18 protein-coding genes are annotated in these 18,679 nt (G+C 55.4%); 9 read left to right on the forward strand and 9 right to left on the reverse strand.

All coding sequences use genetic code 11. The features are described from left to right. Window positions 1-150 precede the first annotated feature (150 nt). Window positions 151-915 carry a polysaccharide deacetylase family protein gene (locus tag RGB73_RS25545; protein WP_310765837.1) on the forward strand — a complete coding sequence of 255 codons (765 nt, stop codon included), beginning with the start codon at window positions 151-153 and terminating at the stop codon, window positions 913-915. Window positions 916-967: 52 nt separating this feature from the next. On the opposite strand, the gene RGB73_RS25550 is transcribed toward RGB73_RS25545, so the two are convergent. The 3 genes from RGB73_RS25550 to RGB73_RS25560 all read right to left on the reverse strand — a co-directional run bounded on the left by RGB73_RS25550 (window position 968) and on the right by RGB73_RS25560 (window position 4,559). Next, on the reverse strand, window positions 968-2,539 hold the full coding sequence (locus RGB73_RS25550) for a flotillin lipid rafts scaffold protein FloT (protein WP_310765839.1): 1,572 nt from the start codon (window positions 2,537-2,539) through the stop codon (window positions 968-970). 3 nt (window positions 2,540-2,542) lie between these two features. Then, the gene (locus tag RGB73_RS25555) at window positions 2,543-3,088 is read right to left on the reverse strand and encodes an NfeD family membrane protein (RefSeq protein ID WP_310765841.1); all 546 of its coding nucleotides are present in this window, start codon (window positions 3,086-3,088) and stop codon (window positions 2,543-2,545) included. 115 nt (window positions 3,089-3,203) lie between these two features. Then, window positions 3,204-4,559, reverse strand: a complete 1,356-nt coding sequence (locus RGB73_RS25560) for an Nramp family divalent metal transporter (protein ID WP_310765843.1) — start codon at window positions 4,557-4,559, stop codon at window positions 3,204-3,206. 249 nt (window positions 4,560-4,808) lie between these two features. Here RGB73_RS25560 and RGB73_RS25565 point away from each other — a divergent pair, with 249 nt between their 5' ends. Genes RGB73_RS25565 through RGB73_RS25575 form a run of 3 tightly spaced genes read left to right on the forward strand, consistent with a single transcriptional unit; the run spans window position 4,809 to window position 8,445 of the window. After that, entirely contained in the window at window positions 4,809-6,212 is a 1,404-nt protein-coding gene (locus RGB73_RS25565) for a spore germination protein (protein WP_310765845.1), read from the forward strand. Window positions 6,213-6,214: 2 nt separating this feature from the next. Continuing rightward, window positions 6,215-7,303: a GerAB/ArcD/ProY family transporter gene (locus tag RGB73_RS25570; RefSeq protein ID WP_310765847.1), complete on the forward strand. Its 1,089-nt coding sequence runs from the start codon at window positions 6,215-6,217 to the stop codon at window positions 7,301-7,303. Next, entirely contained in the window at window positions 7,300-8,445 is a 1,146-nt protein-coding gene (locus RGB73_RS25575; RefSeq protein ID WP_310765849.1) for a Ger(x)C family spore germination protein, read from the forward strand. Before RGB73_RS25570 ends, RGB73_RS25575 begins: the two co-directional genes overlap by 4 nt. On the opposite strand, the gene RGB73_RS25580 is transcribed toward RGB73_RS25575, so the two are convergent. Further along, window positions 8,438-8,653 carry a CLC_0170 family protein gene (locus tag RGB73_RS25580; RefSeq protein ID WP_310765850.1) on the reverse strand — a complete coding sequence of 72 codons (216 nt, stop codon included), beginning with the start codon at window positions 8,651-8,653 and terminating at the stop codon, window positions 8,438-8,440. The two genes, RGB73_RS25575 and RGB73_RS25580, sit on opposite strands and share 8 nt — an antisense overlap. A gap of 63 nt (window positions 8,654-8,716) precedes the next feature. After that, window positions 8,717-10,162, reverse strand: coding sequence for an aminotransferase-like domain-containing protein (locus RGB73_RS25585; protein ID WP_310774548.1), 1,446 nt, complete (start codon window positions 10,160-10,162; stop codon window positions 8,717-8,719). Between the two features lie 227 nt (window positions 10,163-10,389). On the opposite strand from RGB73_RS25585, the gene RGB73_RS25590 reads away from it, so the two are divergent. Then, window positions 10,390-11,247, forward strand: coding sequence for a DMT family transporter (locus tag RGB73_RS25590; protein WP_396136237.1), 858 nt, complete (start codon window positions 10,390-10,392; stop codon window positions 11,245-11,247). 54 nt (window positions 11,248-11,301) lie between these two features. Here RGB73_RS25590 and RGB73_RS25595 read toward each other — a convergent pair whose 3' ends face one another. Next, the gene (locus RGB73_RS25595) at window positions 11,302-12,354 is read right to left on the reverse strand and encodes a M14 family zinc carboxypeptidase (protein WP_310765854.1); all 1,053 of its coding nucleotides are present in this window, start codon (window positions 12,352-12,354) and stop codon (window positions 11,302-11,304) included. Window positions 12,355-12,547: 193 nt separating this feature from the next. Here RGB73_RS25595 and RGB73_RS25600 point away from each other — a divergent pair, with 193 nt between their 5' ends. Then, on the forward strand, window positions 12,548-13,747 hold the full coding sequence (locus RGB73_RS25600; protein WP_310774550.1) for a M14 family zinc carboxypeptidase: 1,200 nt from the start codon (window positions 12,548-12,550) through the stop codon (window positions 13,745-13,747). Between the two features lie 131 nt (window positions 13,748-13,878). Here RGB73_RS25600 and RGB73_RS25605 read toward each other — a convergent pair whose 3' ends face one another. Genes RGB73_RS25605 through RGB73_RS25615 form a run of 3 tightly spaced genes read right to left on the reverse strand, consistent with a single transcriptional unit; the run spans window position 13,879 to window position 15,585 of the window. Continuing rightward, window positions 13,879-14,577 carry a nucleotidyltransferase domain-containing protein gene (locus RGB73_RS25605; RefSeq protein WP_310765856.1) on the reverse strand — a complete coding sequence of 233 codons (699 nt, stop codon included), beginning with the start codon at window positions 14,575-14,577 and terminating at the stop codon, window positions 13,879-13,881. Continuing rightward, window positions 14,574-15,032: an NUDIX hydrolase gene (locus RGB73_RS25610; RefSeq protein WP_310765858.1), complete on the reverse strand. Its 459-nt coding sequence runs from the start codon at window positions 15,030-15,032 to the stop codon at window positions 14,574-14,576. The genes RGB73_RS25605 and RGB73_RS25610 overlap by 4 nt, the downstream gene beginning before the upstream one ends. Window positions 15,033-15,048: 16 nt before the next feature. Then, window positions 15,049-15,585, reverse strand: a complete 537-nt coding sequence (locus RGB73_RS25615; protein ID WP_310765860.1) for a suppressor of fused domain protein — start codon at window positions 15,583-15,585, stop codon at window positions 15,049-15,051. A 159-nt stretch (window positions 15,586-15,744) separates the two neighbouring features. Here RGB73_RS25615 and RGB73_RS25620 point away from each other — a divergent pair, with 159 nt between their 5' ends. The 3 genes from RGB73_RS25620 (at window position 15,745) to RGB73_RS25630 (ending at window position 18,628) form a co-directional block, all read left to right on the forward strand. After that, entirely contained in the window at window positions 15,745-16,506 is a 762-nt protein-coding gene (locus RGB73_RS25620; protein WP_310765861.1) for a stalk domain-containing protein, read from the forward strand. Between the two features lie 512 nt (window positions 16,507-17,018). Beyond that, on the forward strand, window positions 17,019-17,495 hold the full coding sequence (locus RGB73_RS25625; protein WP_310765863.1) for a hypothetical protein: 477 nt from the start codon (window positions 17,019-17,021) through the stop codon (window positions 17,493-17,495). Between the two features lie 83 nt (window positions 17,496-17,578). Continuing rightward, window positions 17,579-18,628, forward strand: coding sequence for a DUF3231 family protein (locus RGB73_RS25630; protein ID WP_310765866.1), 1,050 nt, complete (start codon window positions 17,579-17,581; stop codon window positions 18,626-18,628). Window positions 18,629-18,679 lie beyond the last annotated feature (51 nt).

Raw genomic sequence — 18,679 nt, forward strand, 5'->3', positions numbered from 1 at the left:
CTTTTTCAGAAGGACACACCGGTACAGGCACCTCTTTTCGGCAGGCTTGACGCACGGCCGGATAGTTTGCCCCTCTCCTGGCGCATAGTAAGGGGGCGCATGTTACTTTCGTCCTGCAGCATAACCTTCCATAGCCACGAGGTGAAAAAGATGAAAAAGCAGGCTTTGTCCATCTTGATTGGCGTGGCATTGCTCGGCCCGCTGCTGGCGGGATCCGCGCGTGCCCAAATACAGCGGGATCGGGATTATTACGAAACGCGGGGGGAAATCGTCTGGGAGGTGCCTACCCATACAAAGGTCATGGCTCTGACCTTTGACGACGGACCCGATAAGGAATACACCCGCCAGATTGCCGCGCTTCTTAAGCAGTACGATGCGAAGGCGACCTTTTTTGTCGTCGGCTCCCGCGTCAAAGCCCTTCCCGATATTGCCCGCCAGCTGGTGCAGGATCAGCACGAGCTGGCCAATCACACGTACAGCCATCCGGATGTCCGGCGCATTTCCGATGACCGGCTTTTGCAGGAAATGGAGAAAACACAGGAAGCCATCTTCACCACTACAGGGGTAATCCCGCAGCTCTTCCGTCCCCCGGGCGGGTATTACAGCGATGCTGTCGTTCACGTCGCCAAAAAGGCCGGCTATCAAGTCGTCATGTGGTCGTGGCATCAGGACACGCGGGACTGGAGCGATCCGGGTGTGCGCAAAATCGTCAACAAGGTCCTGAACAACGCCCGCAACGGCGACATCGTGCTCTTCCATGACTACGGCGGCAACCGCAGGCAGACGGTACAGGCCCTGCAGCAAATCCTTCCCGAGCTGAAAAAGCGCGGGTACCAGTTTGTGACGGTTTCAGAGATGATGCGGCTGTACGGAAAGACGAAAAAAGTAGGGCAAGGCGACCAAGGGGACGATTGACGCAAAAGAAGCCCCTTCCCGTGTGGAGGGGGCTTTCGCATTCCTTGTCGGATTACTTGTCGGACGACTCTGCTGCGGCAATTTCGAGGTCTGCAGCCGCCATTTTTCCCTGGGACTGCACGCCGGCTGGCGCTCCCGCCGCCGGAGTCGACGCTCCGCCTTTCTGCATGAACTCCGCAATCATTTTGTTCATATCGAGGCCCGACACGTCCTTCAGCATCTCAGGCAGCTGCGCCATCAGCTTGGTGACATTGCCACTCAACCGATTGACGCCGTCTCCCTGGCCTCCGCCCGCGTCGACGATCGTCACCTTGTCGATCGCTTTCATCGGCTCGGCGATTTTTTCGGCCAGCTCCGGAAGCATCTTGGCGATGATGTCGAGTACCGCCGCATGCCCGAATTTTTCGAAGGCTTCCGCCAGTTTTTCCTTCCCTTCCGCTTCCGCCTCCATCTTCAGGCGGGTAACCTCTGCTTCCGCGCTTCCTCGAGCCTTTTCCGCTTCCGCGATCGCCAGACCTTCCAGCCGCTTTTGCTCGGCCATCGCCTTTGCTTCCGCCTCGATTCGGTATTTCACGGCATCCGCCTCACGCAGCTTCTTGGCCTTTTCCGCTTCCGCCGCCTGCTCGACCGAGTAGCGATCGGCATCCGCTTTCTTTTTCACTTCGGCATCATACTGCCGCTCGCGACGAAGAATTTCCTTTTCCTCCAGCTCGATTTCCTTTTGCTTGCGGACGAGGTCGATCTTCATCTCTTCCTCCGTCACCTGCTGCTTGGCTACTGCCTCCTGCAGCTTGTAGGCTTGGTCCGCGCTCGCTTTTGCCTTGTCCTGCTCCTGCTTGAAGGCGGCTACTTTCAGTTCTTTTTCCTTTTCCGCCTCCGCGATGTTTGTCTCTTTCAGCAGCTCAGCCTTGCGCGCTTCCTCTTCAGCCTGGGCCTGCCGGATGCGCGCCTCTTTGTCCGCATCCGCCTGGGAAATGGTAGCATCGCGTTTGACGGCAGCGATCTGCGGAATACCGAGAGCGGCAAGATAGCCGTTTTTGTCCCGCACGTCCTTGATCGTGAAGCTGACCACGGACAGCCCCATTTTTTTCAGGTCCTTGGTCGCGACTGCCTGCACCTCTTGGGCGAAGCGCTCGCGGTTTTTGTAGATTTCTTCGACCGTCATGCTGCCAAGAATAGCCCGCAGGTAGCCTTCCAGTACCTCTTGCGCTTCGGCCTTTAGCGCTTCGTCGGTCTTGCCCATGAACTGCTCCGCTGCCGTGGCGATGTCCTCGATCGAGCCCCCGACCTTGATGATCGCCACACCGTCCGCCATGACTGGTACCCCCTGTTCGGTGTACACTTCCGGCGTCGACACGTCAAGCTTGTGGGACAGCAGACTGATGAAGTTGGCCTGTTGAAAGATTGGCAAAATAAATGCGCCACCGCCGCGTACGATCTTCATCTTGCGGCCCGATTCGTCACTCAATACGTTTTTCGAGCCGAGGTAGCTCCCTGTCACGATCATGGCTTCATCCGCCCCAACCGTTTTGTACCTGGCCCAGAAGGCAATCCCCAATACGACGAATACCGCGACGACAATCAGCACTGTCGTCAGGATGCCCGGATCGAGTCCCAGCGTCATCGATTACTCCTCCTCTTTTTCTGAATCGTCTTGCGGAAACAAAGTGACGTACAGCACGTGGTCCCTCACCTCTACCACGACGACGCGGGATCCTTGCTTGATCGGGACGCCCTCGAGACTGGCCGCCATGTGAAAGGTCGTTCCGCTGACCATTTTCACCAGCACCTCGCCAAGTCCGTTCGCCGGGATCGTCGTGCTCACCTCGCCTACTTTCCCGCCGAGCTGGTCCATCGTGTACCCGGTCGAATTCTCGGCCCTGCTCATCGGCTCTACCCATAGAAAATAGGCAGCCACCGCCAAAGCCACCCCGATCAGAACAGCCGCTCCGCAGACAGCGGGCTGGGACCAAGCGGTGAACCGAGTGAGCAAGTAGCCAGCCGCGCCAAATGCGGTGACCCCGCTGACGAGCAGAATCGGCTGAAACAGTGGAAGATGGACATGTCCATGCCCCACCCCGTCCAAGCCGGTATGACCGAAAATCAGGGCAGCCAGCGCATAAAGGACACCGCATACGAGGCAGACTACGTAGATGGTTTCCAGGACACCCACGACTGTCACTCCTTTCCAAACTTGCATCTATTTTTCATACGTCTGGATTTGGGAAAAGTTTCATAAATAAGTAAATCCCCTCCGGTTCCACGAAGGGGATTTGACTTTCAGGCCGTCATCCGAAAAATGTCTGATAGAGCAAGTAAGCGTTCAGCACCACGATGATCCCGGCTACGATCCAGGACAGCACTTTCATCCAGGGAGCATTGACGAATTCGCCCATTTTCTTTTTGTCGTTCGTAAATTTCACTAGCGGCACGACTGCAAACGACAGCTGCAGAGACAGAATGACCTGGCTGAGGATCAGCAGTTCGGCGGTTCCGCTTTCCCCGTACAGCGCCGTGACAATGACGGCCGGAACGATGGCGATCAAGCGCGTGATCAGCCTTCTCACCCACGGCGTGATGCGCAGGTTCAGGAACCCTTCCATCACGATCTGCCCTGCCAGCGTTCCAGTCAAAGTAGAGTTCATCCCCGCTGCCAGGAGCGCGACTCCGAACAGGATGCTGCCCGCCGTCGTTCCAAGCAGCGGAGCCAGCAAGTGGTACGCGTCCTGGATCTCCGCGACCTGGGTCATACCTGCGCGGTGAAACGTCGACGCGGCAAGGATCAGGATGGCGGCGTTGATTCCGAGAGCGAAAATCAGGGCCACGGTCGAGTCGGCCGTCGCGTATTTGATCGCTTCCCGCTTGCCCAGTGTCGTCTGTTCGTACTGTCTCGTCTGGACGACGGACGAATGCAGGTACAGGTTGTGCGGCATGACGGTAGCGCCGAGGATCCCGATCGCGATATAGAGCATTTCCGGGTTTTTGACGATTTCCGCCGTCGGGACAAATCCTTGCAGAATGCCTTTCATATCCGGCTGGGACAAGACCATGTCAAAGGCGAAGCAGGCCCCGATGGTCACGATCAGGGCGATGACGATGGACTCGATGTAACGGAAGCCCTTGTTTTGCAGAAACAGGACCACCAATACGTCGAGAGCCGTGATCAGTACCCCGTACAAAAGAGGAATTCCGAACAGCAGGTTCAGCGCGATCGCCGCGCCGATCACCTCTGCCAGGTCGCAGGCGGCAATCGCCAGCTCGCACAGTACCCACAAGCCCATCGCTACCGGCTTGCTGTAGTGGTCCCGGCAAGCCTGTGCCAGATCCCGTCCGGTGACGATCCCGAGCTTTCCGGCCAAAGCCTGCAGCAGGATCGCCATCAGGTTGGACAGCATGATCACCGACAGGAGCGAGTATCCGAAAAGCGATCCGCCAGCGATGTCCGTCGCCCAGTTCCCGGGGTCCATGTACCCTACCGCGACGAGGTATCCAGGGCCTGCGAAAGCGAGAAACTTGCGGATCCAGGAGCCCTTTTTCGGAACCTTCATAGACCGGTGGACTTCCGGGAGCGACGGTTGGGAAGCTTTGTTTCTCCAACTGCCGCTTTCCTGAACCGCTTCACTTGTATTTGTTTTCGTCAGCATGGTTTTCCACCTACCCTTTTGTGGCTGCATCCATTTTTGTTGCGCGTGCGCAACTTTCAGATAAAAAAATATAGGATTTGCTATGAGCAAAAATGTTTACCTAGCGAAACATATCTTCATTATACTCCTTTCTCTCCGTTTTGCAACCGCCCGGGATGTCCGTTTTTTTTCGGGTCCCCGAGCAACTTTTTGAATAATCCTGTTCGCTTGTTTAACAATACGTATATTCCTGCATCAGGAGGTATTGCCATGAACTGGAGTGCGGAACTGGCCGTTCGTTTCCGCGGCAGCTCCGACTATCAATGCAGCCCAGTCGGCGTCCAAAAAGAAGCCTATTCCCTTCATTACCTGGAAAGTCTGGTCGATTCGACATACATTCAGAATCATCTTTTGGAAAAGCTGCAGCATGCGGATTCCGCCTTGCCTTTTGCTCCCATAGCCGATTTGGACGAGGCGACGCAGGCCATTCTTCAAGGCAGCGTAGTCATCTCCCGCAAGTCCGATCAGGCAGCCTATTTTGCTGCCGGAACGCAGCTGGAGCAAAGAAGCATCCAGGAGTCGGAAAACGAAAGCTCGCTGCGCGGCCCCCGGGACAGCTTTGTGGAGTCGCTGAACACCAACTTGTCGCTGATCCGGCGCAGATACCCCGATCCGGAGCTGAACGTCCATATCCAAGCCATCGGCAGGCGTTCGAATACCAAAGTCGCCTTGCTGTTCATCGACGGAATCGTCAATCCGAACGTCCTCGATGAGGTCAAAACGCGCCTGTCTACCGTAGACGTAGACCAGGTCATCGACAGCGGGACCATCGAGCAATGGATCGAGGACAGCTGGTACTCTCCTTTTCCGCAAGTCCAGTACACGGAGCGTCCTCCCAATGTTTTGGCGGCGCTGTCTGAAGGCCGAATTGCCATCCTGGTCGACGGAAGCCCTTTTGCGTTGATCGTTCCCGTGACATTTTCCATGCTGTTCCAAGCTCCTGACGATTATTACGAACGGTGGATCATCGGCTCTGCAATCCGCGCCATCCGGGTGATCGGCGCCTTGATCGCGCTCATGCTGCCGTCGCTCTATATCGCTCTCGTGTCCTACCATCCCGGCATGATCCCGACTCAGCTCGCGCTCAGCATTTCCGCGAGCAGAGCGGAAGTGCCGTTTCCCGCATTCCTGGAAGCCCTGTTCATGGAAGCGACGCTGGAGATGCTTCGCGAAGCGGGATTGCGGCTGCCCAAGGTCCTGGGGCAAACGATCGGCATCGTCGGCGGTCTCGTAATCGGACAGTCGGCTGTGGAGGCCGGCATCGTCAGTCCGGTGCTCGTCATCGTCGTTGCGATCACGGCGATCTCTTCCTTTCTGGTACCTGCCTATAACGGGGCGATCGCGATTCGTCTGCTCCGTTTTCCGCTGATGCTCTTGTCCGGCAGTCTCGGCCTTTTCGGTATGATTCTGGGCTTGCTGGCGATTTTGGCGCATCTCGTCTCCCTCAAATCATTCGGGATCAATTACTTCGCCCCCATTGCGCCCTATCGCCTTCGCGACTGGAAAGACCTTCTCATCCGGGCGCCGCTCACCGGCCTGGAAAACCGGCCGGAAATTCTCCATCCACTGGACCGAAAACGAATGAACACCCAAAAACGCAAAAAGGGGTGGTAATCGTGATCAAAGACAGATTGACGAGCTCGCAAATATCGGTGCAAATCTTCGCGGCAATGGTCGGCGTAGGCATACTGACCTTGCCGGAAGCGGTCGGCTCCAAAGCGGGCGTCGACAGTTGGATCGTCATCCTGGGAGCAGGGTTTCTGGCTATGGTCGCCGTTTCCATCATGGCGTATCTCGGGAACCGCTTCCCGGAACAGAGCATCATTCAGTACGCCCCCTTCCTGGTCGGCCGATTTCCGGGGACCATCGTCCTGCTGGCTTTCCTGGTCTACTTTCTGCTGTTTGTCGGGACCGTGGTGCGCATTTCCGCCGATGTGACCAAGCTGTTCCTGCTGGATCAGACTCCGGTGGAAGTCATTATCATCGGCATGCTCAGCGTCAGCACGTATCTCGCTTTGCACGGCATCAATGCGATCGGACGCTTCAACGAATTCATCCAGCCTCTTACCGTCATCCTTCTCCTGCTCGTGCTGACACAAACTATTCGCGACACCGACATGGGCCGCATCCTTCCCATCCTCGGCGATGGGCTGACGCCGCTGATACGTGCGCTGCCCACGACGTTTTTTTCTTTTATGGGCTTTGAGATCCTGCTGTTCATTCAGCCTTTCATGGAACGGACGCGGGATGCCCAGCGAGCGGCACTGATTGCCATTGGCTCCACCATGCTTTTGTATGTCATCGTCACAGTGTTGAGCATCGCCGTCCTGGGCAGGACCGAAGTGACGCTGGTCGAGTTTCCTACGCTGGCCATCATCAAAAATATCGAGGTGCCTGGCGCCTTCATCGAGCGTCTCGACTCGATCATGATGATGGTCTGGATTCCCTTTGCGGTCACGACGATTGTCATGTTTCACTACTGTGCCTCTCTGATCGCTTCCCAAATGCTCCGGCTCGAGGAGCATCGAGTGATCGCCCTGCTCTTCACTCCGATCGTTTTTTTGATCGCGGTCCTCCCGCGCAACGTCCTGGAGGTCGACAAGTGGAGCAAGTGGGCGAGCTTGCTTGGGGTCAGTCTGGTCGGCGTCGTGCCGGTCATGCTCGTCCTCGTCTACAAATGGAAAAAAAGGAGGCAACGAACGTGAACCCCCTCCTTTTCCGCCTTCTCCCTGCGCTGCTCCTGCCGCTACTGCTGACCGGCTGCTGGGATCGCGTAGAGATACAGGATCGGCTGTTCGTCATGGCCGTCGCAATCGACAAAGCGAAACCGGATAAAGGAAAGCGAAACTATTACGAGTTTACAGCCCAATTCACCGAAGCGCGGGCCTTGTCCGGAAAAGTCAGCAATCCCCATATATCGCCGGTGTGGAACGCTACCACCAGAGGCCCATCCGTTTTTGAATGCATCCGCTTGATGGCCACCCGGGTAGCCAGACAGCCGTACTACGAGCATCTACAGGTCATCATCATCGGCGAGGACTTGGCGCGGGAAGGAATCGATCACGCTCTGGACCTGTTTTACCGAGACCATGAATCCCGGCGAAAAATCAAGCTGGTCATCGCCAAAGACACTGCCAAACGGGCACTGCAGCTCAAGCCGAAGCTGATGCCCGTGTCCGGACAGTACATCGCCAAGCTGACGGAGGAGGGCGAATCGAAAACGGCGCGCTTGCCGAACACCACGTCCATCGGCCAGTTTTCCTCCAACTACCACAGCGGCAGCAACAGCATCCTGCCGTCGATTACCACGCATACGAACGAGGTGAAAATGGCGGGTGGGGCGATCGTAAAGGGAGAGAAACTGGTCGGCTGGCTCACGGATCAGGATGTAAAAACGCTCCGCTGGATCAATGGGTCGTTTTCCGCCGGAGACGAGGTCATTATGAAGAATCCGGCAGGGGAGACGCCGGGCTATACGACGATGGAAGTCAAAGCCGTTCGCTCCACGGTCCATCCCGAGATCAGGGACGGAAAACCGGTTTTTTCTGTCTTTATTCGGGGCGAAGGAAATCTGGCCGAGGATGGATTGATGCACAAGCCTACCGGGGAGAAAATCAAGGCGAGGGAGCAGTTGATGAACAAGAGCCTCAAGGCGAAAACAGAAGCGTTGATCCGGAAAATGCAAACGCAGTATCGCACGGACATCTTCGGTTTTGGCGAAGAACTGCGCAGACACAGATACGCGTATTGGAAAGCCCATAAGAAAGACTGGGACCGCCTGTTTCAGAACGCCGAGGTCCGAGTAGAGGTCCAGACCTATATCAGGCGGATCGGCCAGTTTAAATGACGACAAAGTGAACGGCCAGCACCACGGCTGACAATGCCAGCATCACATAGCTGCCTCCTTTGGCAAAAGCGGCATCGCGGTCCAGCTTTCTGTTCTGGTAAGCGACGTAGTAGCGAAAGCGCAGGATCAGGCCGGTGACGAGCAGCAGCACCACCAGATAGTACGATGTCAGGGACTCCAGGAATCCGATGACGAGCGAAAATCCCATGGGATCACCTCCTGTTTCTGATTGGATTGCAGCCGTCTCTAGTATGAGCCGAATGGCTCCTGGTTATCTGCCGCCGATCTCCAGAAGGGCCTTTTTCAGCCGACGGATCCCGTCCCCAATCGCATCCGGCGCCTCCCACGAATAGGTCAGGCGCATCCACCCCTCTTCCGCTCCGTACACGCTTCCGGGCGTAAACACGACCCCTTCGAGGATGGCCGCGTCCAGCAGTTGACGCTCCCCCACCGGCTCCCGCAGCCTGCACCACACATGGTAGCTTCCCTCGGGCACTTTCCATTCGGCGCAATCGGAGAGATGCAGGTCGAGTGCCGTCAGCATCGCTTCCCGCTGCGTACAGAGATACGTCGCCAGCCGCTCCATCTGCGCTCGCCACCTGTCGCTTTCCAGAAAGCGTCTGGCCAGCTGCTGGGAGACACTGCTCGTTCCGAAGTCCATCTGCTGCTTGGCGTCGGCCAATCGCTCCACGACGGAGCGAGGACCGACCAGCCAGCCGATGCGCAGGCCCGGAGCGATCGTCTTGGAAACGCTATTCACGTACAGGACCGCGCCGCTCGAATCCATGGCTTTGATCGGCTGAGGCGGTTTTCGGCTTCCCTTCATGGCGAGAGCGCCGTACGCGTCGTCCTCCACCAGCGGAATCCGCAGCTCCATGCAGAGGTCCAGGACCTCCCGTCGGCGGCTTTCGCTCATGACCAATCCGGTGGGGTTGTGATAGGTCGGGTTGACAAACACCATGCGCAGCTTGTTCTCCTGGTGAAGGCGGCGAATGTCGCCGGGTACGATCCCCTCTTCGTCCATGGAAAGACGGTACAGCCGCAGTCCAGCCGAAGTGAACAGCGGAAGCGAGTAGGAATAGGAGGGGCCTTCCATCGCGACGGCGTCCCCCGGACTGAGAAGGCAGAGAGAAATCAGGTGCAGCGCCTGTTGGGCTCCGGACGTGACCAGGATCTCTTCCGGGGATGCTGCGATCCCGTACTGATCGCGCAAATGCCGGGACAGAACTTCGCGCAGTCCCGGATCCCCTTTTGGATGGATGTATCCGAGCTGCAATTGCGATTGGAGCAGCTCCTGCAGCTCCTGGGGTTGGAATGTCGGAATCAAGGGAGTCGCCAGCTCGGCCTTGGCCAGATTGACGATCGACGGATCGAAGCACGCCTCCTGAATGCGCTTGACCAGCGGATACGCCGGCAAAAAGGCGCCCCCGTTCGTGTACTTGTGCCAATTCGGAACCCGCTGTACGCCCCACAAATGGCGGCTGACCCATGTTCCGCTGCCTTGCCACGACTGCAAAAGCCCGGCTGCCCGCAATTCTTCATAGGCGGCCGACACGGTTCCCCTGTTGACCCCAAGACGCTGGGCCAACGCCCTCTCTGCAGGGAGGGAGGCCCCGGGCGGCAAATCTCCCTGGATGATTTGCCTCTCGAGCCACTGGGCGATCTGCTGATACACGGGGGTATTCCCCTGCTTGTCCGGCTGCCATTCCACCTTCATCACCTTCCGTTTCTACCTGTCTTATTCTCTGACGTTCGACAAATTGGCCTACTGATCCTCCTGCCAATTGGCTCTATACTTTCTTTCCCCCCGGAAATAAGATGGGGAAAACCACGACCCGAAAGAAGAAGGAAGGGATCCAGATGAAAGTCGAAGTATCGGTGGAAAAAAGGCAAGCGAACGGGCCATTGCAGGCGGCTGAGGCCGTATATCGGGAGCGTGCGGGAATGCTCTACGGATTGCTGGGGGTTTGCAGCTTCAGCCTTACGCTTCCGGCGACAAAAGCGGTGCTTACCGCCCTTACTCCCATGACGGCCGGATTGGGACGTGCCCTGGTAGCTGCTATCCTGGCTGCCGCCGTATTGCTGCTCAAGCGGGTCCCATTTCCCACCTGGAAAGAGACCAAGCAGCTCATCCTCGTCGCAGCGGGTGTGGTCGCCGGGTTTCCCTTTTTCTCGGCCTGGGCGATGAACCGTGTACCCGCCTCCCACGGCGCGGTCATCATTGCGCTGCTCCCATTGGCGACGGCAGGCGCAGCCGCCTTTTTCGCAGGGGAACGCCCCGCCCGGCTCTATTGGATATCCAGCGGCGTAGCTTGTCTCGCCATCCTCGGCTACGCTGTCGGCAGCGGCTTCGGCACGCTGCAATGGGCGGATTTGGCGTTGTTGGCGGCTGTCATCTCTGCAGCAATCGGCTACGCGGTAGGGGGTCAGCTCTCCCGAACGATGGGAGGCTGGCAGGTGATCAGCTGGTCGCTTGTCTTCTCTTTCCCTTTTCTCGTCATCCCGATCGCGGGACCGCTCATCGAGCAGCTCCGGCAAGCCACCTGGACCGCTTGGGCAGGCTTCGGCTACGTCAGCGTCGTCAGCCAGTTCCTCGGCTTTTTTGCCTGGTACCATGGACTGGCCATCGGCGGTGTGGCGAGAGTCGGTCAGACGCAGTACCTTCAGCCGTTTCTTACCATCCTGGCTTCCTGGCTCCTGCTCTCCGAGTCGATCACACTGGGGGCCGTGTTGGCCGCAGCCATCGTCGTCGCCTCCGTCGCCAAGGGCAGGACGGCGTCCGTGAAGCAAACAGCTCGTTAGCAGAAGCAAAGAACACCGGCGGAGGCGATGCTCCCCGGTGTTCTTCTTCTGCGCTTATTCCCCTTCTTCTGCGTTGCTGCTTCTGCTCTTCTGCACCGGGAGAGTATCCCAAAAGCTGGTGTCGGCAGACTCTATCGATCTGTCGGCAATAGCCCGCACCGTCGCATCGAGCGTGGTAATGGTTTGCTTGATCAAGTACCCGTTGCTTTTCTGGCCGAGGACAGCCGACTCCGCGTAGTGATCGGACATCCCCCGCATCTCAAAGAGCAGCGTGGCGATCCCGTATTCATCGGCGATGCCGTTTCGGCCGATGGTCAATGCAGATCCCCCGTCGTACTTCCCGATGTGGCCCCAGCCTTTCGAGTCGATAGAACCGTAGACGACGGCTCCCAACCGCTTCGATTTTTCCACCACTTCCGAGGCTACGCCTTCATTGGTCGGGTACAGGATCGAGCCGGACACCAGCTTGCCGTTCACTTCGCTTTGCGTTCCCTGATGATGCAAATCGATCATGTAATCGATGCGGTACTTGCCGAGCACCTTTTCATGCAGAGCCTGCGTCTCCGGCTGCAGTTTGGCCACATGGTCGCGGTTCAGGTCCGTTCCCACGGCGTTGTACCGGGTCAAATGCCTGCCCGAGGCAATGTAGTCGTCCAGGGAAAAGTTCACATCTCCCATGGCGCCATCCGCATTCAGCATGGGGACGATGAGGATGTTGACACGATCGAGAACACCCTTGGTCTTGTTCGTTCCCAAGTGCTTGATAAACTCCAGCGCACCCTCGGTCGTCAGCTGCTCGTTTCCATGCTGCTGCGTCAGGAAAAGCACCGTGGGATTATTCTCATCCTTTATATACTTTGCCAAATAAATATCTCGCCCTTTGACAGTCTGCCCGATGACCTCCAATTCCATCGCTTTCTGTTTTTCGTCCTGCGTTTTCAAATAATCGACCATCTCTTGGTATGTATGTAGAATCTGAGTCTGAATCGTTTCATTTCCGCCGTAGCCGGGCCCTTCTCCCGTTGCGCTTGCCGGGAGGGCCGCCGCCATCCCGCCGCTCAACGCGATGAATCCTGCCAGTGATAGCACCGCCCATTGTTTTTTCATGCAAAGACCTCCTCAGGATTTTCTAGTAAAGCTGTCACAATCATAGAGTCCAGAGAGGTCCGTTTGCCATAGTACTTTTTTAATATTTTTAATTTACAGAAAAATGATGCCTTATAACCATTCCCTCCCTTCTATCTCATCAACTATGATTTATATGTTGTCTACCACCATTTTCCACAGATGCGGAGGAATGATGATGAAGAAAGCTTGTACGATCGCGGGAGCCCTGCTTTTGATGGCAAGTCTCGTCTCGCCGGTCATTGCCGCGGGCACACCGTCTCCCGGGGCACCTGATCAGCAGAACTACTCGATTTCCGGCTTTTTAAGCTATCACCAATTGGCAGAGAAGCTGAAAAAGATCGAGCGCAGCAGCCAGGGCCAGGTCAGGCTCGAAGTGGCAGGCCACTCCAACCAGGGGCGGGAGATCTACAAAGCAACCGTTGGAACCGGAGAAAAGGTCGTTTTCATTACCAGCCAGATTCATGGAAACGAGCCCACCGGCACCGAGGCGCTCGTCAGCATCCTCCAATACCTCGGCTCCAGCAACTCTGCGGAGGCAAAGAAGATTCGCAAGGAGATCACACTCGTCGCCATGCCGATGATGAACCCGGACGCCGCTTTCCTGGATCGCCGAGGCAATGACATGACGTGGGACGAGGTGGTATCGGCTTTCCCTGAGCTCGCCGATGCGAAGCCAGCATGGAATTACTACACCACCCCTCGCCAGGGCGACAACTATGCCGAAAGGCCGGGGTTTGACGTCAATCGCGACTACAATCCCGACCTGAATTATACCCCAAAAGCCGCTGATTTCCCGGGAGGGTCTTCGAAACCGGGCTGGTTCATCACGCCGGAAGCCCAAACGGTACGCGACGTCTACCAATCGCTGCGAGATGAATTCGGACAAGTCGATGTTTACATAGACCTTCACCACCAAGGTCCGTTCTATTACGTGGAGGGCACCGACGACGTGGTGACCCTGTCTTTGTCAGGCCGTTTTGTGGCGGATCCGAATAGTCCGGCAGGCGCCAAGTACGCCGAGTATGCGGAGAACTATCATTACGACTTTTCCAGGCAGCTCAACCTTGCCGCCTATCATGCCCTCCAATCGATGGGCAGCTCTCCCTTCGGCAATATCAGCTTCTACGATCAAAAGATCGATCTTCCCGGAACCGCGCTGGGAGCTTTTGCTCTCAATGGCAGCGGGACGGTGCTGTTCGAAGTGCGCGGCCAAACCCAAAGCATGGGCCAAAAGAAAAAGGGGCAGCTGGTCAAAGCGGTGGAGACGGGACTGTATGGGATCCTCAATGGCGTAGCGACCGGCAGCGTCTACGATCTCGATCCCGAGGAATACGACGACATCCCTATCACCTCCTACGAGCCTGGCATCTGACGGAGGAGACTTGCAAACTACGGGAACTGCCAGACACGAACCTATCAGGCAGCCAGGACCGCAAAAAGTCAAAGCAGTGCAGCTCACTGTCCGAGTCTGCACTGCTTTGGGAGTCGAGCAGATACGTTCGCTCACCCGTAAAACGCCCGGTTCAGGCGGATCGTCAAACGCTGTACAGCATCCACATCCACATCGTCAGGCAGCGAAGAAGTTTCCCAGGCCGACGTCATCTTGGCGAACAGATCTTCCGCATAGGCCAGCAAATCTTCCGCGCTCCACTCTCCCCGCTTGATCGACTTGAGTTCCTCCGCGTTGGGCCTGAGCACCTGCAGTTCACCCGTTTCCAGCAGTTCCCGCCCCATTTGCAGCAAGCGGATCAGGTGATGCGCGTCTTTCGCATCGTACTGCTCCCGAATCCGAGCCAGTTTGCGCAGATTGCGGATCGCATAGCCTCCGTATGAGTGGTACAGCCTCCTCGAGAGAAAAAGCCCCCGATGAGACCTCAGCTCTTCCCCAGCGTCAGACGCATACAGGACGTGCTTGGGCTCCACGTACAGCATCTCCACGATGTTGGGATTGCCTTTCACGGCCAGACGGACGTACTTGTTCAACCCATACACGACCGTATCCGGCTGCACGAGCATTGTCTGTTCGTACGCTTGCAGGCCGAAGACCGCTTCTTCCGGGGCAAAGGCGATGCCGCGCAAGTCGATGTCACTCGCATCCGTGCTCGTTCCGTAGCTGTGGCTGCCGGCAAAAGCCAGATAGCACAAGTGCCCCTCAAGTCCCGGCGCCTGCTTCCATACTTCCTGCAGCAGCGCTTCCTTCATGGCTGCTTCCTGCCCCCAAGCATGTTGCCCAAGTACTCCGGCTTGTAATGATGGTCTTCCAGCGCCCGAATCACCTGGTCCTGACGCGACCCCGCATATTCCGGCAGCGTTCTCCAATCGGCAAGGGAGACCCAGCCTGCCCATTCGATGTGTTCGTCCTCCATGCCTCCGGGTATCGGCGTCGTATCCTCGCCAATCAAGTTGGCCATCACGGCAATCCCCACGACGTGCTTTCCATCCCCCGTCGGGTCGATCCTCTCGTCCACCCAGAGCAGGCGATCCATCTCCACAAGCAGTCCCGTTTCCTCCCACACTTCCCGTCTCGCAGCGTCCTTGATGGACTCTAGGTATTCGACATTGCCGCCGGGAAGGCTGTATCCTGCCTTTTCCCGGATCAGCAAGATATGGCCCTGATGTACGACCACCACGGTCACTCGCATCCGAACCGTACTCATCCCGCTTCCTCCCTTCTCATATCGCAGGGGTACGCATGAAGTCCAAAGAATTGACTTCGGCACGGGCAAATAGCTCTTCCAGTGCGGCCAGCCCGTGTTTTTGCGCAAACAAAGCCTCCGACGGCGCGATGGCGTGCAGCATCATCATGCGAATGACGTCTACGCCGTTGGTAAAGTAATCAAAACCTGCCTCTTCGTAGTCGGCCGGTGTCGCAATGACAAAATCCAAACTCGATTCCTCCTGGATCGGCGCCGAGAGCGGAAAAATGTCTCCCGGCACCAGACGCTCCCTCTTCCGCTCCCACGTTTCCTTGATCTGCTGCGCCACTCGTGCCAAGTGGGCAATCAGCTCCCTCTCGAAGCGGTACGAGTACAGCAGACATTCGGTCGCTCCTGTCCGGTGCAGCTCCAGCGTAGCGTAGGTCCACCAGCCACGGCTTCTGTCCGGCGGATACACGGCGATCAGCGTATCGGCCTCCTCCGTGCAATACAGTTCCCCGCTGCTGCCAAAGGCGCGGCTGCAATGCTCCAACAATTGATTCACTACTAGCATATGTAAACTCCTTGCCTTGCATTGTCGAAATGAGCGGATAAGCGAAAATGGGCAAACAAAGCTGCGCCTCGCTCCCCAAAAGATTGAAACTTTTCCAGATGCAGACGCGTCTAACTGATTATTATCCATTCCATGTTTGTCACGAAAGGAGCGATTCACTTGAAACCGACACGGAAAATGATCTTTGGAACGTTGGCAGGGGCCCTCTTGTTCACGGCCGGAATGATGTCCGGCGGGACTGCCCTCGCCAAGAAGGCGACCGAGGCGGTCACCGTGAGTTTTTCCAATATCAGACTGATCGTAAACGGTACCCCGATCGATACCAAGGCGGAGCCATTCATCTATAAAGGAAACGTATACGCCCCCGTCGCCACGGTTGCCAATATGCTCGGCGTCGGCCAGTCCTGGACGAACAGCGACCCGCTCACCAAGTCGCCCGCCGTCCGATTCGAGAGCCTGGACCGAGTCGAGCAAAACGTGAAGTTCGAAGGAATGATCGGCCATGCCAACTACCCCTTGGACTACGTGTACTACACGATCGTCGGAGCGAACAATCTCGTAAACTCGGTCAATCATAAGGTGCTGTCTCTCCCCAATGTGACAGGACCGGGGCAGGTCCTGTATCCGGTGACGCGGATGGTTCACACCAACCAGTTCTTTATGGTCGAATACGGAAACAAAGACGGCAAAACCCAGGCTCACATCAACCTGTACCAGCTGGATAAAGTACAAAACACCGTCAAAATGGTATTCACCCAGCAATTGGACGAAGCGGAAAAGGAAACCGGCTTCAATCTGTATTACAACGAAGCCGACAAGACATTGACCGAAAAAATCTACAAAAACCGAAAGCTGGTCGGGGTCAAATTTTATCAGCTTTCGGACAATCAGTTCGTGAAGAAGGAAGAGATTTTGAACTGACCTCGCCGTTTTTTACCATCAGCGATTCTCTACATTGCGGGAAATCCATCCGGCCAGCTCGTTCACTCATGCTCGCAACGGCTTTTCCCCCTCTTCGAAATTATACAACATCTGACATAAGCCGGTTGCATTTCTATATCTAATTTGAGGGCACGCGCATCCTGTTAAGGATATCGTTGCCCTGGTCAAGTGTGTGGTCAACCTGCGAAAATATCGCGTGTAAAAGAAATCCATGTGCCCGCAGATAACGGATCACAATGAATACCCGGAAGCGCAATCCGCTTCGCCAAGTCGCCACTTCATCGCATGCTTTCTGAAAAGTAGGGCCTCTCTCCCTTCCCGGGTTAGAGGCCCTATTTATTGCCCGATCCTGTCTCGATATGAATTCAACCATACGTCAGTCCTTTTTTTCCAAAAATAAAACATATCCATTTTGGCATCCTATACAGAGGGAGGTGAAGCTTTACACCTTCACCTGGGTATTTCATACAATCAAGGGCAGGGAAGGAACATTGATTAAAAGTGCAGCAATTGAAAAAATATTGTGGAGTATTGCTCTGCCGGGATTTGGTCAGTTTTTAAACGGAAAGTTTTTAAAAGGTTTGACCTTACTTGGTCTTGAATTCATCATCAATCAGAAGTCTCATCTCAATCAAATTATCATTGCTAGTTTTCAAGGAGATATTCCAATAGCCGTTGAAATAACGGATTATCAGTGGCTGATGTTTTATCCATGCTTGTACATGTTTGCCATGTATGACGCATACCGGGATACCTTTTCAGGAGATATTCCTTCTTACTCGGTTTTCCCCTTTGCTTTCGCAGCCTTTTTTGCAACCATCGGCGTTATTTATTCCTCCCAGCTTCGGATTTTTGGATTCCTGCTGGGTCCTGTTTGGTTACCGATGGCGGGGTGCTTTCTCGGTATTCTCATCGGGAATGTATTGAAGTTCTTGTTTAAAACAAATCATGCTCCCAACTATCCATAAATAAGCAGCATATTTCAGGGCTTTCCTGGTGAGAATCTAAAGGAAAATAACCGTTGGACGGAGGGACTTTTGTGGAGACCATAATGGATGAACAGATGAGTCCAAAGGAACAACCCCATATCCTGGATCAACATCAGAATGATAAATTGACGTCCGCCGAGCAAGGCAAGCTTTGGGCTACGTATGTAGGAAATACCATGTCCGTTTGCGTGTTGAGTTATATGATAAATCATGTGGAAGATCAAGAAATCAAGCATGTTTTGCAGAGCACATTGCATCTGTCCGAACAGTTTTTACAAACGATCAAGGAAATCTTCGCTCGAGAAAACTACCCGATCCCCACAGGATTCACAAAAGAGGATGTGGATATTGCCGCTCCGCGACTGTTCGAAGATGACTTTTACCTTCACTACTTGAAGTATGTTGCGAAGGCGGGAATAAGTCTATACGGGATCGCCATTCCGTTGGTAACCAGAGCTGATATTCGACAGTTCTTTACTCAATGCATCGATCAGACGGTCGATCTCATTAATCAGGCAACCACTGTCATGCTAAAAAAGGGGCTCTTAATCAAGCCGCCCTACATTCCTTATCCGGAAACAGTGGATTTTATCGAGAAACACAGCTATCACAATGGTTTTTTTGGTCGAGTCAGGCCGCTGCAAGCTCTGGAGATCACACACCTGTACGATAACTTGGAAAATAATGCGACCAGCAAAGCGGTTTTGATCGGCTTTAGCCAAGTCGCAACGTCAAACCAGGCAAAGGCGTATTTTCGGCGCGGGATCGAAATAGCCACCAGCCATTACGACACGTTCCGCAGCATTATGCAGGATGAGGGCTTAACCTCTCCTTCCATTATTGATCAGCTGGTGACAACCTCCACAACTGCCCCCTTTTCCGATCGATTAATGCTTTTTCATAAATTAGACATGTATGCCGTTCGAATAAGAGCTTATGGAAATGCCATTTCCATGTGCGCAAGGCATGATGTGGTAACGAAGTACGCTCGTTTTCTCGTGGAAGTGGGGAATTACGTCGAGGATGGATCGAATATCTTGATTGACAATGGTTGGCTGGAGCAGCCCCCTCAGGCGATTGATCGAAAAGCTCTTGCCTCCAACAAGCATTGACCTTTTAAAGAGTAGCAAAGCGAATGGCCGCCTTCCCTGAATTGGGAAGGT

This window comes from Brevibacillus brevis, assembly GCF_031583145.1.
GTDB classification, from domain to species: domain Bacteria; phylum Bacillota; class Bacilli; order Brevibacillales; family Brevibacillaceae; genus Brevibacillus; species Brevibacillus brevis_E.

What these genes read in the sequence shown, in the direction of transcription:
- RGB73_RS25605 (WP_310765856.1), bottom strand. Translation starts at nt 14,577, where the DNA reads ATGAAGGAAGCGCTGCTGCAGGAAGTATGGAAGCAGGCGCCGGGACTT.
- RGB73_RS25600 (WP_310774550.1), top strand. Translation starts at nt 12,548, where the DNA reads ATGATGAAGAAAGCTTGTACGATCGCGGGAGCCCTGCTTTTGATGGCA.
- RGB73_RS25560 (WP_310765843.1), bottom strand. Translation starts at nt 4,559, where the DNA reads ATGCTGACGAAAACAAATACAAGTGAAGCGGTTCAGGAAAGCGGCAGT.
- RGB73_RS25565 (WP_310765845.1), top strand. Translation starts at nt 4,809, where the DNA reads ATGAACTGGAGTGCGGAACTGGCCGTTCGTTTCCGCGGCAGCTCCGAC.
- RGB73_RS25610 (WP_310765858.1), bottom strand. Translation starts at nt 15,032, where the DNA reads ATGAGTACGGTTCGGATGCGAGTGACCGTGGTGGTCGTACATCAGGGC.
- RGB73_RS25595 (WP_310765854.1), bottom strand. Translation starts at nt 12,354, where the DNA reads ATGAAAAAACAATGGGCGGTGCTATCACTGGCAGGATTCATCGCGTTG.
- RGB73_RS25585 (WP_310774548.1), bottom strand. Translation starts at nt 10,162, where the DNA reads ATGAAGGTGGAATGGCAGCCGGACAAGCAGGGGAATACCCCCGTGTAT.
- RGB73_RS25550 (WP_310765839.1), bottom strand. Translation starts at nt 2,539, where the DNA reads ATGACGCTGGGACTCGATCCGGGCATCCTGACGACAGTGCTGATTGTC.
- RGB73_RS25580 (WP_310765850.1), bottom strand. Translation starts at nt 8,653, where the DNA reads ATGGGATTTTCGCTCGTCATCGGATTCCTGGAGTCCCTGACATCGTAC.
- RGB73_RS25630 (WP_310765866.1), top strand. Translation starts at nt 17,579, where the DNA reads ATGGATGAACAGATGAGTCCAAAGGAACAACCCCATATCCTGGATCAA.
- RGB73_RS25545 (WP_310765837.1), top strand. Translation starts at nt 151, where the DNA reads ATGAAAAAGCAGGCTTTGTCCATCTTGATTGGCGTGGCATTGCTCGGC.
- RGB73_RS25590 (WP_396136237.1), top strand. Translation starts at nt 10,390, where the DNA reads ATGCTCTACGGATTGCTGGGGGTTTGCAGCTTCAGCCTTACGCTTCCG.
- RGB73_RS25615 (WP_310765860.1), bottom strand. Translation starts at nt 15,585, where the DNA reads ATGCTAGTAGTGAATCAATTGTTGGAGCATTGCAGCCGCGCCTTTGGC.